This is a genomic window from Arenibacter sp. P308M17 (genome assembly GCF_003426735.1).
Taxonomy (GTDB): Bacteria; Bacteroidota; Bacteroidia; order Flavobacteriales; family Flavobacteriaceae; genus Arenibacter.
The window spans coordinates 35,132-50,487 of sequence record NZ_QVON01000003.1 but is presented as its reverse complement, the minus strand read 5'-3'; the positions used below and the strand labels follow the sequence as shown (position 1 = coordinate 50,487).

General features: G+C 40.5%; 12 protein-coding genes, 1 tRNA gene and 1 pseudogene. 7 read left to right on the top strand and 7 right to left on the bottom strand.

Annotation, left to right across the window (positions count from 1 at the left end; translation table 11 throughout):
• Positions 1–676 precede the first annotated feature (676 nt).
• Positions 677–793 (top strand): annotated as a pseudogene (locus D0S24_RS21435) (transposase); the annotation flags it as partial.
• A gap of 115 nt (positions 794–908) precedes the next feature.
• Here D0S24_RS21435 and D0S24_RS08225 read toward each other — a convergent pair.
• Positions 909–981 (bottom strand) — tRNA-Met (locus D0S24_RS08225).
• A gap of 182 nt (positions 982–1,163) precedes the next feature.
• On the opposite strand from D0S24_RS08225, the gene D0S24_RS08220 reads away from it, so the two are divergent.
• Both D0S24_RS08220 and era read left to right on the top strand, forming a co-directional pair.
• On the top strand, positions 1,164–2,528 hold the full coding sequence (locus tag D0S24_RS08220; RefSeq protein ID WP_117019409.1) for a sodium:alanine symporter family protein: 1,365 nt from the start codon (positions 1,164–1,166) through the stop codon (positions 2,526–2,528).
• Positions 2,515–3,402, top strand: coding sequence for a GTPase Era (gene era, locus D0S24_RS08215; protein WP_117019408.1), 888 nt, complete (start codon positions 2,515–2,517; stop codon positions 3,400–3,402). Before D0S24_RS08220 ends, era begins: the two co-directional genes overlap by 14 nt.
• Positions 3,403–3,486: 84 nt before the next feature.
• Here era and D0S24_RS08210 read toward each other — a convergent pair whose 3' ends face one another.
• The gene (locus tag D0S24_RS08210; RefSeq protein ID WP_258922825.1) at positions 3,487–3,909 is read right to left on the bottom strand and encodes a GTP-binding protein; all 423 of its coding nucleotides are present in this window, start codon (positions 3,907–3,909) and stop codon (positions 3,487–3,489) included.
• Positions 3,910–4,069: 160 nt separating this feature from the next.
• Here D0S24_RS08210 and der point away from each other — a divergent pair, with 160 nt between their 5' ends.
• Together der and D0S24_RS08200 are read left to right on the top strand one after the other, a co-directional pair.
• On the top strand, positions 4,070–5,374 hold the full coding sequence (gene der / locus D0S24_RS08205; RefSeq protein ID WP_117019406.1) for a ribosome biogenesis GTPase Der: 1,305 nt from the start codon (positions 4,070–4,072) through the stop codon (positions 5,372–5,374).
• Positions 5,375–5,507: 133 nt separating this feature from the next.
• Positions 5,508–8,270, top strand: coding sequence for an outer membrane beta-barrel protein (locus tag D0S24_RS08200; protein ID WP_117019405.1), 2,763 nt, complete (start codon positions 5,508–5,510; stop codon positions 8,268–8,270).
• Between the two features lie 110 nt (positions 8,271–8,380).
• Here D0S24_RS08200 and D0S24_RS08195 read toward each other — a convergent pair whose 3' ends face one another.
• Genes D0S24_RS08195 through D0S24_RS08175 form a run of 5 tightly spaced genes read right to left on the bottom strand, consistent with a single transcriptional unit; the run spans position 8,381 to position 11,527 of the window.
• A complete protein-coding gene (locus D0S24_RS08195; RefSeq protein ID WP_117019404.1) occupies positions 8,381–9,175 on the bottom strand; it encodes a YgcG family protein in 795 nt (264 codons plus the stop codon).
• A complete protein-coding gene (locus D0S24_RS08190; protein ID WP_117019403.1) occupies positions 9,156–9,593 on the bottom strand; it encodes a TPM domain-containing protein in 438 nt (145 codons plus the stop codon). Before D0S24_RS08190 ends, D0S24_RS08195 begins: the two co-directional genes overlap by 20 nt.
• Before the next feature lie 6 nt (positions 9,594–9,599).
• Positions 9,600–10,199: a LemA family protein gene (locus tag D0S24_RS08185; RefSeq protein ID WP_117019402.1), complete on the bottom strand. Its 600-nt coding sequence runs from the start codon at positions 10,197–10,199 to the stop codon at positions 9,600–9,602.
• Positions 10,200–10,220: 21 nt separating this feature from the next.
• A complete protein-coding gene (locus tag D0S24_RS08180; protein ID WP_117019401.1) occupies positions 10,221–10,550 on the bottom strand; it encodes a MerR family transcriptional regulator in 330 nt (109 codons plus the stop codon).
• Positions 10,550–11,527, bottom strand: coding sequence for a M23 family metallopeptidase (locus tag D0S24_RS08175; protein WP_117019400.1), 978 nt, complete (start codon positions 11,525–11,527; stop codon positions 10,550–10,552). Before D0S24_RS08175 ends, D0S24_RS08180 begins: the two co-directional genes overlap by 1 nt.
• A 104-nt stretch (positions 11,528–11,631) precedes the next feature.
• On the opposite strand from D0S24_RS08175, the gene alaS reads away from it, so the two are divergent.
• Positions 11,632–14,274: an alanine--tRNA ligase gene (gene alaS / locus D0S24_RS08170; protein ID WP_117019399.1), complete on the top strand. Its 2,643-nt coding sequence runs from the start codon at positions 11,632–11,634 to the stop codon at positions 14,272–14,274.
• Between the two features lie 78 nt (positions 14,275–14,352).
• Positions 14,353–15,309, top strand: coding sequence for a GSCFA domain-containing protein (locus D0S24_RS08165; protein ID WP_117019398.1), 957 nt, complete (start codon positions 14,353–14,355; stop codon positions 15,307–15,309).
• Positions 15,310–15,356 lie beyond the last annotated feature (47 nt).

Here is a 15,356-nt window from a genome sequence, read left to right as displayed (position 1 = left end):
TGAATGAAAAAACGGCGAATATGCTGCTTGATCTTTCATCTCCCTAGCCATATTCATTCCTGTATATTGAAATGTTACATAGCCTCCTCGTTGCAATTGAAAGGATTAAAAACACCAATGAATAAATAATAAATGGATTGGCGCAGTCACAATATATGTATATATGCAAATATGTCAATATAAATATATGTGTATATGCATATATTATTATATGTTCGTAGGACCTGCGTAATCGGAAGGTATTTTTTATTTTAAAGTAGTAACAAATCCGACCCACCCATTTTGAGTAATTTATTATTAAAAAAGAATTGAAAATATTAATCTTCGGAGAAGATAGCAAGTTATGTTTTAAGCATCTTAAAACCCTACTTCTGACGAAGTGAAAGACGGGAGGAATATCAAGGTATAAGAGTGTAATCGACATAGACACTAGAAAATGTTTGGAGGATCAGAAACGGGACAAATACCAAAACGTTTCGGTTTAGTGGCCCGGAATTGAAAAAGTTAAATGGTACCTTGCATTCCCGGGGTTGGTTTTTTGTGGATAGGGCAAGGAAAGAAAAAAGAAAATTCCCTTGAAGGTCTTGTATCAATATGAATGTAGAATTATTCCTTTCCAGATTAACCACAATTTTTGTATAAACACAAGATTTGTTCTTAATCCTTCCAATATCCGGGTAAAAATGCCTCGGCAGAATCATTCAACGGTAAAATAATGGCATTCAGGGCACAGTTCAGGGGCGTCAGGAACGTAGAATTCTTCTTATATAGGCTGACAACTATTTTTGCTTAATCCTTAATCCCACAACTTTTTGACTTGATCCGAAATCCACTAAATTGTTTTAGGTATGTTTTAGGAAGGAAATAAAAAAAGGGCTTCAATCTCTTGAAACCCTTGTCTTTCCTAGTAGCGGGAACTGGACTCGAACCAGTGACCTTCGGGTTATGAGCCCGACGAGCTACCTACTGCTCTATCCCGCGATGTGCGTTTCTAAAATATCCAACTTAGTTTTTACACTTTCAGTTCATAATGCTGACAGGCATATTTCGGACTGCAAATATACAAAGCTTTTTTATTACTATCAAAGGATACTTTGAAATATTTTTCGACTGTCCCCTTTAAATTCTTAAATTTCCATTTATTTGAAATTTATACTTTTAATATGGACTACATAAATAATTTTTTGGCCAAAATGCTGCCATACACAGAATGGCCCATGTTTCTGTTATTAATAGGTGGAGGAGTATTTTTGATCATCTATTCTAAATTTGTTCCGTTCAGATTCTTCGGTCATGCCATTGCCATAACGGCCGGAAAATATGATGATAAAAATGCAAAAGGGGATGTGAGTTCATTCCAGGCACTTTCTTCCGCTGTTGCTGCTACAGTGGGTTTAGGTAATATTTCGGGAGTAGCCATTGCAATTCATGATGGTGGGCCAGGGGTGGTTTTTTGGATATGGATAACCGCTTTGATCGGGATGGGTATTAAATTTTATTCCTGTAGCCTTTCTATTATGTTTAGGACTACAGATGCAGATGGTAAGCTGCAAGGTGGCCCTATGTATTATATTACACAAGGTTTAGGGGAAAAATGGAAGCCTTTGGCAACTTTCTTTTGCATTTGTGGACTATTTGGATTTTTAGGGGTTTTTACGGCCAACCAATTTACAGAGACTTTTATGCTGGTGGTAAAGCCAGAGGAAACGTTGTTTGCGATGGGGAATGAAAATTGGAAATGGACCATTGGGGCTGTTTTGGCAATCCTAACTTCATTTGTGATTTTTGGAGGGTTGTCCAAAATAGCAAAAGTGGCCTCGACAATAGTACCTTTTATGGTATTTATTTATTTGTTGGCAGTTATTGTGGTGATGGCTATAAATATGGAAAAGGTATGGCCTGCATTGGAACTTATTTTTTCAGAAGCATGGAATTTTAAAACAATCGTCACCGGGGGTTTTTGGGGATTGGTTATTATAGGAGTCCGTAGGGCCATGTTTTCTAATGAGGCAGGCCTGGGAAGTGCACCTATGTATCATGGACAATCTAAAACGGACAACCCAATTAAGGAAGGTTTGGTGGCTATGTTAGGGCCTTTCATAGATACCATTGTGGTGTGCACATTAACTGCGATCGTTATTATTCTAAGTGGTGCCTATACCGAAGATATCAGTGGTATTACGATGACCATAGAAGCGTTTGAGCGCACACTTTTTGGATATGGTGATATGCTATTAATGCTTATTGTATCCGCCTTTGCTTTATCTACCTTATTTACCTATTCTTATTACGGTGTAAAAAGCCTTTCTTTTTTAACGAATCCTAAAATTGGTAAATTATATAATGTGTACTTTGTTATTATGGTTATTTTTGCAGCCGTAGCATCGCTGGATTTGGTAAAAAACCTAATAGATCTATCCTACGCCTTAATGGTAATTCCCAACATGATTGCAGTTTTGTTGTTAGCTCCTAAAGTAAATGTTGCTGCTAAGGCATATTTTAAAAAATTAAAAAATGAAAGCGCATAAAGCTGGTTTTGTAAATATTATTGGAAATCCCAATGTAGGGAAATCCACACTCATGAATGCCTTTGTTGGTGAAAAATTATCCATTATTACCTCCAAGGCGCAGACTACCCGGCACCGAATTTTGGGTATCGTAAATGGGGAAGATTTTCAAATGGTGCTTTCCGATACCCCGGGAATTATTAAACCCGCCTATGAATTGCAGTCCTCCATGATGGATTTTGTAAAATCTGCCTTTGAAGATGCCGATGTACTGCTCTATATGGTAGAAATCGGGGAAAAGGCCTTAAAGGACGAACGCTTTTTTGAGAAACTGAAAAATACCAAAGTCCCTGTTCTGCTTTTATTGAACAAGATCGATGTTTCCGAACAGGGTATCTTGGAAGAACAGGTGCAATATTGGCATGATCAATTGCCAACTGCCGAAATACATCCCATATCCGCCTTGCAGAATTTTAATGTCAAGGAAGTCTTTCTTAGAATTTTGGAATTGCTGCCGGAGGCTCCGCCCTATTACCCTAAGGACCAATTAACGGACAAGCCGGAACGATTTTTTGTAAACGAGACCATTAGGGAAAAGATCCTTCAATTTTACAAAAAGGAAATCCCATATGCTGTGGAGATCGATACCGAGGAGTTTTTTGAGGACGAGGATATTATCCGGATGCGGTCTGTCATTATGGTGGAACGCGATTCCCAAAAAGGGATTATCATAGGCCATAAAGGAAGCGCCCTGAAAAGAGTTGGGGTAGAGGCCCGTAAGGATTTGGAGAAATTCTTTGATAAGCAGGTACATCTGGAACTCTATGTAAAGGTGAATAAGAACTGGAGGAACGATCCCAATCAGCTGAAACGCTTTGGGTATAATCAGGGTTAGATTATATATGTCTTGTCTGATAGGGACCGAAAGTACGCCGCTAAATTTTTTCTTTCCAGTCTCTGGTCTTATCCCAATGCCGTCCTAAAGGTCGTTGTCAACCTTGGTATACCTCAACATAAAATCATATAATTGGTGCATTTGTGGCCTGCCCTTTCTTTTTCCTATCCTACCAAATACATAAAGTACAATCCAAGTAAGCACCATTAAAGCCATTAACCCGATCTGAAGGCCTACTTCTTTGCCAAGGGCATTATTGGAATAGGCCCAAACCCCGAATATGATAAAAAATGAGGCTACTCCGAAATGGACGAACATAAAGAAGGTCCATAAGGTAGGATTGGGACCAAACAAGCCGTAAATAATACTGTTGCCGTCTCCCTGGTCCACAATCTCGATTTGTAACTGTGGCGTCCAAAAATGGGTTTCGGCCCTATTAAACCGTATAAAAATATGTTGATCGGATATTTTAAGGATAAAAGGGGGATGGTCTACTTCTTGAAACATTTGTAGAATGGGTAGGGCAGGACCCTTTAGGTTAAGTTGGAACCTTGGTCTTAGAACAATTTCGTTGGGTAGGACATTCAAACTATTGGACTGATAATTAGGAGAGAAGATACTGTTTTTTCTTCGGATATAAATAGTACTTTTGCATCAAATTAAAAGTATGAGTGCTATTGTAGCCATTGTAGGAAGACCTAATGTAGGCAAATCAACCTTTTTCAATAGATTAATTCAAAGAAGAGAGGCCATTGTTGATGCCGTGAGTGGGGTTACGCGAGATCGTCATTACGGAAAATGTGATTGGAACGGAGTGGAGTTTTCTTTGATCGATACCGGTGGATATGTGTTGGGGAGCGATGATGTTTTTGAAAAGGAAATAGATAAGCAGGTAGAATTGGCCATTGATGAGGCCGATGCCATCATATTTATGGTGGACGTCGAATCCGGGGTTACCGGAATGGATGAGGATGTAGCCAATTTGTTGAGACGTGTAAATAAACCTGTTTTCTTGGTAGTGAATAAAGTGGACAACGGCAAAAGAGCTGAAGATGCCGTAGAATTCTATTCCTTGGGCCTAGGGGAGTATTATACCATTGCCAGTATAAACGGTAGTGGTACGGGCGACTTACTGGACGCTTTGGTAAAGGTACTGCCCGAAAAGGAAAAAGAGAAGGACGACCTGCCCCGGTTTGCTGTGGTAGGTAGGCCCAATGCAGGAAAATCATCATTCATCAATGCCCTGATAGGGGAAGAAAGATACATAGTTACGGATATTGCCGGTACTACTAGGGATAGTATAGATACTAAATACAACCGGTTCGGTTTCGAGTTTAATCTGGTGGATACCGCTGGTATAAGACGCAAGGCGAAAGTACGGGAAGACCTGGAATTCTATTCCGTAATGCGGTCGGTAAGGGCCATTGAACATTCGGATGTATGTATTCTAATGTTGGATGCCACCCGTGGTTTTGACGGACAGGTGGAAAATATTTTCTGGTTGGCACAACGAAATAACAAGGGCATAGTGATCCTGGTAAATAAATGGGATTTGGTAGAGGACAAGGAAACCAATACCATTAAGCACTACACCCAAAAAATAAAGGAGGCGATAGCGCCTTTTGTAGATGTGCCCATTCTGTTTATTTCCGTACATACCAAACAGCGTATTTTTAAGGCCATAGAGACTGCAGTACAGGTCTATGAAAACAGATCCAAAAAGGTGGTGACCAGAAAGCTGAACGATATTATGTTGCCCATTATAGAAAACTATCCTCCACCGGCCTATAAGGATAAATATGTAAAAATAAAATTCTGTACCCAATTGCCCACACCCTATCCACAGTTCGCTTTTTTCTGTAATCTCCCCCAATATGTAAGGGAGCCGTATAAGCGTTTTTTGGAGAATAAGCTAAGGGAGAATTTCGATTTTACAGGGGTACCGGTTACGGTGTTTATGAGAAAGAAGTAGATATCTTTGTTCGTGTAAGGGTATTTTTTTAAGTGAGGTCTTAAAGTTCTGTTAACCATTTGGGTCATTGTAGGGCATGGGTTACTTTTGATAGCTTACCCATACTATCAAGAATCCAAGACCGCATTTTCAAATGAAGAATTTTTACTTTTCACTCCTATTATCCCTTTTATTTTTTAATCTTTCTTTTTCCCAGGATTTTGTGTTGAGCGGGAAGGTAGTCGATGCCATTACCAAGGCACCATTGGAAGCTTCGACCATTTATGCGGAATCCTTAAAGGATAGTTCCCTGGTGTCATATACCGTATCCGATCAAAAAGGGATGTTTTTTTTGGAAGGGAATACCAATCTCAAGGAGGTAAATGTATACTTCTCCTACAATGGGTATAAGCCGTATTATATAAAAGTTGAATTGGAGTCCAAGGTAGATATGGGGAGCGTATCATTGGAAGAGCAGGCACAGGAATTGGATGCTGTTCTTGTTGTGGGAGACAGGGTGCCGATTACCATAAAAAAGGATACCTTGGAATTTAATGCGGATTCCTTTAAAACAAAGCCGGATGCCTCAGTGGAGGATGTTTTGAAAAAGTTGCCGGGGGTAGAGGTGGATAGTGATGGCAAGATTACCGTAAATGGCAAGGAAGTAAATCAGGTACTTGTTAATGGGCAGGTGTTTTTCAGTAACGACCCCAAAGTGGCCACCAAAAGTTTGCCCAAGGATATTATTAGTAAGATCCAGATCATGGATACCAAAACCAAAACCGAAGAGTTCACCGGGGAAGCAGGGGATGGGGAAAATAAAACCATTAATCTTACCATAAAGGAGGATAAGAATAGGGGCTATTTAGGAAGAATGGCTGCGGGCTATGGTACGGATGAAAGATATCAACTAAACGGCCTGCTCAATTATTTTAATGATAAGAAAAGGGTCAGTTTTATTGCAAGCTCCAATAATATAAACAATTCAGGTTTTTCTTTTGACGAGATCTATGACATGGTCGGGAATACCAATGGGGGTTATTCCGGCGCCAGGGAATCCGGTCTTATCAATAATTTTGGTAATGGGATAACTACTTCCTCCAATCTGGGGACCAGTTATGCCAATTCTGAGAAGGGGGAATATAAAATAGATGCCAATTACTTTTTTGGATATAGTGATTCCTATAATGACCAGAAGACAAGTAGGGAGAACATCTTGCCCAATAGTAGATATTTTACGGATAACACCTCTAATTTTGAGGGTTCCACCAATTCCAACCGGGGAGCGGCAAATATAGATTATGATGTGGATGAAACACTTCGGGTTACTATACAGCCCTCCTTGAGTGTAAACAGGACCAACTCCGTAAACAGTAACAACAGCGTTTCTACAGATGAGAATGGGGATTTGATAAATAGGAATGATAGAATATCCGTCAATGACGGACTTCAAAGAAATTTTTCCAATCGTCTTGGAATTATGAAAAAATTGGATACCATTGGTAAAATGATCACCATTACCTTTTCCAATGATAATTCTGAAAATTTGAATACTGCCAACCTAAATTCTTATCGGGAAATATTTGGGGACGATCCCAGTGTAGAAACCCTGGATCAGCTTTCGGAAATAGATAACAAAAGAAATTCCTATCAATTGGAGTTGGGTTATAGGCAACCTTTGACCAGTAAACTGTTCTTGGATTTTGGATATGACTATAGTAATGACCAAAGGGACAATGCCAAGTACGTAACGGATTTTAATGATGCTACGAATGGCTATACCGATTTTAATATGGCTCTAAGCTCGGATTTTACCTTCGGAAACATTCAACAGTCGCCATCTTTTGGGATACGCAGTAACGGTGAAAAATTGAATTTCAGGGTCAATGCATCCTATATCATGACAGATCTAAAAAATCAGGATATACTTCAAAACACCTCTTTTTCCAATTCTTATAAGAATTTAATGTTTAGGAGTAATATTCGATACAATATTGATAAAAACAAACGCTTGTACCTAAGGTATAATTCCAGGCTCAATGTGCCTTCGGTAAATCAATTACAACCTGTTCCCAATATCAATGATCCATTGAACGTGGTAATAGGGAATCCCAATTTGCTGCCCAGTGTTAACCATGGCATAGATTTTAATTATAACAATTACAACTGGCAGGAAAGAACCGGAGTTTTTCTATATACAGGATTGGATATTCAAGAAGATAGGGTATCCGCCATCTCCACGACCGATGATAATTTTTTAAGAACCACAAGATATACCAATGTGGATGGCAATTATAGTGGATACGGAGGTATAGGGTATTCCAAGCAAATTAAGAAAGACAGTCTCTATACCTTAAAATTTAATGTTAGGCCTAGGCTAAGTTTCGGCCAACAGGTAAGTTTTACCAACGGAGTGGAATTAAAAGCGAAATCCTTCGACGTAAATCCCTATGTGTCGACCACCTATAATTATAAGGAGCAGATAGAGATAGAACCGGGATACGGAATCGGCTTTAACAATACTACCTATAACCTGGATAATGTGGACGATATTAAATTTACCTCACAGAATGCCAGTCTGAGGGTTACTACTTATTGGCCCAAAAATTTGATATGGGGCAATGACCTAAACTACAGTTATAATGGCAATGTGGGTCCGGGATTTAAAAAGGATGCCCTTTTTTGGAATATGAGCTTAGGATTTCAAATGCTACAGGACAAAGGTACTCTTAAAGTACTTGCCTATGACCTGTTGGATCAAAATATAAACACCCGTAGGACTACTGGGGAAGACTTTATTCAGGATTTTCAGGGCACCGTACTGCAACAGTATTTTATGGCCAGCTTTACCTATAAGTTTGATCAGTTTGGAGGAAAAAGTCCAAATAGTGGGGGCGGAAGACGGTATTATAATTAATTTTTTGGTTGGAAAGGTTTCAGGTTTTGAGGGTTTCACATCGCAATTTTCAAATCACCAAATTGACACATCGTTCCATTGGTAAATTGTTCCATCGGTACATTGAAAAATCACCAACCTCCTGAGGATCCGCCACCACCAAAACCGCCACCGCCGAAGCCCCCGCCGCCAAAACTGCCTCCACCTCCAAAACCGCCTCCCGAGGATCCAGATCTGTAGCCACCCCGTCCCATATTACTGAGTACAATAATGTCCCAAAGGTCCATTCCCTTGTGGTGACCTCCCTTGCCGCCGCCACCTTTTCTTCCTTTGTTCGAAAGTATAATCAGGATTACTATAAAAATAATGAAAGGGAGTATTGCCTGAAATGGAAATCCGGGATTTTTGTCCAAATTGGGTTCTTTCTTGAATTCGCCATTAAGTACATTAAAAATGGCATCTGCCCCTTTATTGAGACCTTCGTAATAGTTGCCCTGCTTAAATTCAGGTATAATGACGCTTTCTATAATGCGTTTGGAAAGGGCATCCGTTAAAAGAGGCTCTATGCCATAACCCGTATTGATGGCAATTTTTCGGTCGTCCCTAGCCAATAAAATTAAGATACCATTATCTTCCTTGGCCTGTCCTATACCCCAGGCATGTCCCCAGTTGGCCCCTAGAAAGTTGATATTTTCTCCTTGGGTAGAAGCGATAATGGCCGTTACTATCTGGGTAGAGGTACTATCCGAATAACGAATCAATTTTTGTTCCAAGCTGGTTTTCTGTTCGGCTGAAAGTAAATTGATATAATCAAAAACACTCGTTTGTTCCTGAAGTTCTGGTTTTACGGGAATTTTAAATTGGGCAACAGTTATAGGGCAGCTGCATAATATCAGTAATAAGAGACTACCCTTTAGATACTTCATTGCTCAATTCGTTGGTGTTGTTATGTCGCCAGGGGAAATGGGTTTCCAATTCTTTGCCGGCCATGTATATTCCTTCAATGATACCTTGCTTAAAATCTCCTTTTTTAAAATGATTTTCCAATATGGTTTTGGTGTTGTCCCAAAAATTATCGGGGACTGCCCGGTCTATGCCCTTGTCACCATAAATGACAAATTTCTTGTCCGTTATGGCAATGTAGATCAATACCCCGTTTTCTTCTTTGGTATTGTCCATTTTTAAAAAGTGGAATACTTCTTGAGCTCTTTCAAAATGGGGCTTCTTGGATGTTGGTTCAATGTGCACCCTTATTTCTCCGGAAGTGTTTTTCTCGGCCCCTACAATAGCATTTACTATTTCCAATTCCTCATTGGCCGTTAAAAAAGCTTCTATTTTGGACATGGTGTTTTAGTTGAATTCGAAATTTACGTCAGGAGCCTGCTCTGCACCGGCTTCCGATTTAAAGTAAGCCAATTCATCAAAATTAAAAAGGCCTGCCAATACCGAATTTGGGAAGGTTTTGATATGGTTGTTATAGGGTAAAACGCTTTCATTGAAGCGATTTCGCTCTATGTTTATTCTGTTTTCCGTGCCCTCCAATTGGGACTGCAGTTCCAGGAAATTTTGATTGGCCTTCAAGTCGGGGTAACGCTCCACGGTTACCAAAAGACTTTTCAAGGCACCGCTAAGTCCACCTTGTACCTCATTGAATTTTGCAAGTTGCTCAGGGGTTATGTTTGTAGGGTCTATGCTAACGGAGGTGGCTTTGGCCCTAGCTTCTATCACTGCAGTTAGGGTGCCTTTTTCAAAGTCTGCCGCGCCCTGTACCGTCTTAACAAGATTGCCTATAAGATCATTTCTTCTTTGGTAGGCGCTTTCAACATTGGCCCAGGTCTGGGTAGAGGCTTCCTTAAGTTTAATGGCTGTGTTGTTAAAGCCTACGGCCCATTGGTACAAGCCTATTCCCAAAACGGCAAGGATAATTACCGGAATTAACCATTTTTTCATGATCAGTGTATTTAACGTTATTTATAGTTGGTTCTTTATTTTGATCAGTTCTGCCCTTACCTTTTCCAATTTTTGGATTACATCAAAGGTAGACAGGGTCTTTAATTTATCTTCCCTTAAATGGGTTTTGGCACCCTCCAGTGTAAAACCGCGCTCTTTTACCAAATGATAGATAAGCTGTAGGTTTTTAATGTCCTGTGGTGTAAATTTTCTGTTGCCCTTTGCGTTCTTTTTAGGTTTGAGCACATCAAACTCCTTCTCCCAAAAACGGATAAGTGAGGTGTTCACATCAAAGGCATCGGCCACTTCACCAATACCGTAATATCGCTTTTCCGGAAGATCTATATGCATTAATCCAGGGATTGGTTTTCTTGGTTTGCGTATTTCAACATATTTTCAAATTCTTCCGCGGTTAAACTGCCGTAGTAGAAGTTAATGGGGTTAATTTTTTCCTCATCCTTCCATACCTCATAATGTAGGTGCGGCGCTTCGGATCTACCTGTGCTTCCAACAAAACCAATAAGATCGCCTCTTTTTACCTTTTGGCGGACCTTGACGTTGTATTGACTTAAATGGCCATAAAGGCTCATATACCCATAACCATGATCTATCCTAATATGTTTTCCGTAACCTGAGGCGTTGTTGTCCGCACGGGTAATCACCCCGTCGCCCGAGGCATAAACAGGAGTGCCTTTGGGAGAAGTGAAATCCATTCCCCAATGCATTTTTCTGGCTTTGGTAAATGGGTCGGAACGCCAACCGTAACCAGATGCCATCCTGGTAAGGTCTTCATTTTTTATAGGCTGTATGGCGGGGATTGCCGCCAATAATTTTTCCTTTTCCTCTGCCAGTTTGGTAATCTCATCAAGGGATTTGGATTGTATCACCATTTGTTTTTGGATAATGTCCAATCTTTTGGTAGTGGCGATGATCATTTCGGAATTGTTGAAGCCTTCAAGGGATTTATATCTGTTCACCCCACCAAATCCGGCCCTTCTCTGTTCTTCAGGTATGGGGTTGGCCTCAAAATATAATCTGTAGATATTGTTGTCCCGGTCTTCAATATTGGCCAGTACATTTTCTATTTGCTCCATTTTTTTGCCCAGCAATTCGAACTGAAGTTCATAGTTCTTGACTTCCCTGGACAGGGAAAGTTCTCTGGGAGTATTTACCAAATTGGTGTTTAAAAGTAATATGAGGCCCAAAAATCCAAATAGAAACGACCCAAGAAAAAATAGAGCAATATTTCTAAATCTTCTGGATTTTTTTGGTTCTATCTTACGATAAGATAGAGTGTCCGGATCGTAATAATATTTTACCTTAGACATGTATCTAATTTATCCTATTTTTGTGGTCGTTTTCATAGATAACTTACAAAGTTGCATAATGTTTTCTAATAACCGTTAAATATATAAAAAGCTTACCAATATACATGAAATCCCAAGAAATTAGAACCAAGTTTTTAGAATTTTTTAAGGAAAAAGCACATAAAATTGTTCCTTCGGCACCTATGGTCATTAAAGATGATCCCACTTTAATGTTCACCAATGCGGGTATGAACCAGTTTAAGGAGTTTTTCCTAGGAAACTCGGTGCCTAAGTACCCTCGTGTGGCCGATACCCAAAAATGCCTTCGGGTAAGTGGCAAGCACAACGATTTGGAAGAGGTAGGAAAGGATACCTACCACCATACTATGTTCGAGATGTTGGGGAACTGGAGTTTTGGTGATCCTGCCCGTCCGGGAGAAGGGTACTTTAAGGCCGAGGCCATTGCCTGGGCATGGGAGTTTTTAACCGAAGTGTGCAAAATTGATAGGGAGAGCCTTTATGTAACCGTTTTTGAAGGAAGCAAGGATGTCGATAGGTTGGATCTGGATACCGAGGCCCTTGAGCTTTGGAGCGGAATTGTGGATAAGGAAAGGATTCTTTTAGGGAACAAGAAGGATAATTTTTGGGAAATGGGAGACCAAGGACCCTGCGGGCCATGTTCGGAAATACACGTGGATATCCGTTCGCCCGAGGAAAAGGCAAAGGTTTCCGGTGCAACTCTTGTCAACCAAGACCATCCGCAGGTCGTGGAAATTTGGAACCTGGTATTTGTGCAGTACAATAGGAAAGCCAACGGCCAGTTGGAAACCTTGCCGGCAAAACATGTGGATACAGGAATGGGTTTTGAGCGTTTGTGTATGGTAATGCAGGGAAAGCAGTCCAATTACGACACCGATGTTTTTACCCCGATTATCAGAGAGATAGAGACTATTACCAATTCCAAATATGGGAAGGATGAGGAAGTAAGTATTGCCATAAGGGTAATTACCGATCATATACGGGCGGTATCTTTTTCCATTGCGGACGGACAGTTGCCGAGTAATACCGGAGCGGGCTATGTAATACGTAGAATTTTGAGAAGGGCCATTCGTTACGGATTTACATTTTTAATGACCAGGGAGCCATTTATGTTCCAATTGGTAAAGGTGCTTTCCGAAACCATGGGAAAATCCTTTCCAGAGCTTAAGGACCAACGTCAGTTAATAGAAAATGTGGTAAAAGAGGAGGAACACTCATTTTTGAAGACCTTGGACCAGGGATTATTATTGTTGGACAATATTGTGGCAGAAAACAAGGGCAAGAAAATAGATGGGAGAAAGGCCTTCGAGCTATACGATACCTTTGGGTTTCCGATCGATTTAACAGCGCTTATATTAAGTGAAAGAGGATTTGATCTGGATGAAAAAGGGTTTGAAACGGCCATGAAGGAGCAAAAGGACCGTTCCAGATCGGCATCAGAAGTAACCAAAGAGGATTGGATAGTTCTTGCAGAGGATCCTCAGCAGGAATTTGTAGGGTACGATAATTTGGAAACCTCGGTAAAAATTGTAAAATATAGAAAGGTAACTTCCAAAAAGGAAGGGGAGCAATATCAGATCGTATTCAACCTAACCCCGTTTTACCCCGAAGGGGGAGGACAGGTTGGGGACAAGGGATATTTGGAAGCCCCCAATGGGGACGTGGTATATATATTGGATACCAAAAAGGAAAATAACGAGATTGTCCATTTTGCAAAAAATTTACCTAGGGATACTACGGATAAATTTAAGGCAGTGGTAGACGCAGCCCAGCGCAGACGCACCGAATGTAATCATACCGCTACGCATTTATTGCACCAGGCCCTACGTGAAATTCTAGGGACACATGTGGAACAGAAAGGTTCGGCCGTGCATTCCAAATACCTGCGTTTCGATTTTTCCCATTTTGCCAAACTTAGTGCGGATGAATTGGCAGCAATCGAAAGTTTTGTCAATGCGCGGATAAACAATGGACTTCCTTTGGAGGAACAGCGCAATGTCCCAATGGAAAAGGCTTTGGAGCAAGGGGCAATGGCACTGTTCGGAGAAAAATACGGCGATGCCGTCAGAACCGTTCGCTTTGGCCGGTCCATAGAACTTTGCGGGGGTACCCATGTACGGAATACGGCCGATATATGGCATTTTAAAATTAGGTCTGAAGGGGCCGTGGCCGCAGGAATACGCAGAATAGAGGCCATAACCTCGGATGCCGTTAAGGATTTTTATACAGAAAGCAACAACACCCTCTTGGAAGTTAAGGAGCTTTTGAACAATTCCCAGGAACCTGTCAAGGCCTTAATAACTTTGCAGGAAGAAAATTTAAGGCTGAAAAAAGAAGTGGAAAACCTCTTAAAAGAAAAAGCTAAAAGCTTGAAGGGAGAGTTGCTCAGTGAACTTGCTGAAGTAAACGGAATCCAGTTTCTGGCCAAGAAAGTAGATTTGGATGCTGGAGGTATAAAGGATATTTCCTTTGAGATAGGACAGAATAGGAAGGACCTATTTTTACTTTTTGCTTCCGAGGACGAAGGGAAAGCATTTTTGTCCTGTTATATCTCTAAAGAAGTGGTGGAAGATAGGAAATTGAATGCCGGAACCATAGTTCGGGAGCTTGGAAAATATATTCAAGGAGGTGGGGGCGGACAACCGTTTTTTGCTACCGCAGGAGGTAAAAACCCGGGTGGGATTGAAGAGGCGCTAAAGAAAGCAAAGAACTATATTGTATCGGGATAACTGTAATGACCTTAAAATTTGTATACTATTAAGGAGGACTTAAAGCTTCTTAAGGAAGGAAATGTTTAAAATTGAACCATGAAACTTCAAACACCTGTACCTCTAAAAGAAGCGGAAGACCGGATTGATTATAACAGTCGGTTAGTGGTACTGGGGTCTTGTTTTGCCAACAATATAGGGGCCAAGTTGGGGTATTATAAATTTCAGACCCTACAAAATCCATTTGGAATATTGTTTCATCCTTTGGCCATCGAAAATTTGGTTCAGAAGGCTATAGACCAATATGATTATTCGGAAAGGGATATCTTTCAATTAAACGGTCGCTGGTATTGTTTTGATGCCCATTCAGATTTGAGTTCAGGCTCCAAAGAGGAACTTTTAAAGCGTTTGAACGATGCGCTTTCCATTACTTTTAGGTACTTAAAGGAGGCTTCCCACATAATAATTACTTTGGGTACCGCATGGGTATATCAACATGAAAAAGGGAATCAGGTTGTGGCAAATTGTCATAAAGTGCCGCAAAAGGAGTTTGGGAAACGCCTGCTAAGCGTTGATGGTATCAGTGCCAGTCTACAGAGGATGGTACAAAAAATTGAAACAATAAACCATGGGACAGCCATTGTGTTTACCATTTCCCCTGTTCGGCACCTAAAAGACGGGTTTATTGAAAATCAAAGAAGCAAATCGCACCTCATTACGGCCCTACACGGGATGCTCTGTAGCCCCCCATTGGGTACTAGGGGGCTTTATTTTCCGAGTTATGAAATTATGATGGACGAACTTAGGGACTATCGTTTTTTTGCGACTGATATGGTGCATCCCAATGATCTGGCGATTAGCTACATCTGGGAAAAATTTAAAAGGGTATGGATTTCCGAAACGTCCTTTAAGACCATGGATCAAGTGGAAGCTATTCAAAAAGGATTGCTGCACCGCCCTTTTGATATGGAGTCGGAAAAGCATCAAAAATTTCTACAGCATCTTAATGAAAGGATGTTTCTACTTCAAAAGCAGTTTCCTTTTATGGGGTTTTGATCGGAATAGGGCAATTGCCTTATGGTTTTGCTTTCTTTTTTATTGGA

Bases quoted from the DNA above. Each gene is read 5' to 3' on its own strand.
- D0S24_RS08220 (WP_117019409.1), top strand. From the start codon at position 1,164: ATGGACTACATAAATAATTTTTTGGCCAAAATGCTGCCATACACAGAA.
- era (WP_117019408.1), top strand. From the start codon at position 2,515: ATGAAAGCGCATAAAGCTGGTTTTGTAAATATTATTGGAAATCCCAAT.
- D0S24_RS08210 (WP_258922825.1), bottom strand. From the start codon at position 3,909: ATGTTTCAAGAAGTAGACCATCCCCCTTTTATCCTTAAAATATCCGAT.
- der (WP_117019406.1), top strand. From the start codon at position 4,070: ATGAGTGCTATTGTAGCCATTGTAGGAAGACCTAATGTAGGCAAATCA.
- D0S24_RS08200 (WP_117019405.1), top strand. From the start codon at position 5,508: ATGAAGAATTTTTACTTTTCACTCCTATTATCCCTTTTATTTTTTAAT.
- D0S24_RS08195 (WP_117019404.1), bottom strand. From the start codon at position 9,175: ATGAAGTATCTAAAGGGTAGTCTCTTATTACTGATATTATGCAGCTGC.
- D0S24_RS08190 (WP_117019403.1), bottom strand. From the start codon at position 9,593: ATGTCCAAAATAGAAGCTTTTTTAACGGCCAATGAGGAATTGGAAATA.
- D0S24_RS08185 (WP_117019402.1), bottom strand. From the start codon at position 10,199: ATGAAAAAATGGTTAATTCCGGTAATTATCCTTGCCGTTTTGGGAATA.
- D0S24_RS08180 (WP_117019401.1), bottom strand. From the start codon at position 10,550: ATGCATATAGATCTTCCGGAAAAGCGATATTACGGTATTGGTGAAGTG.
- D0S24_RS08175 (WP_117019400.1), bottom strand. From the start codon at position 11,527: ATGTCTAAGGTAAAATATTATTACGATCCGGACACTCTATCTTATCGT.
- alaS (WP_117019399.1), top strand. From the start codon at position 11,632: ATGAAATCCCAAGAAATTAGAACCAAGTTTTTAGAATTTTTTAAGGAA.
- D0S24_RS08165 (WP_117019398.1), top strand. From the start codon at position 14,353: ATGAAACTTCAAACACCTGTACCTCTAAAAGAAGCGGAAGACCGGATT.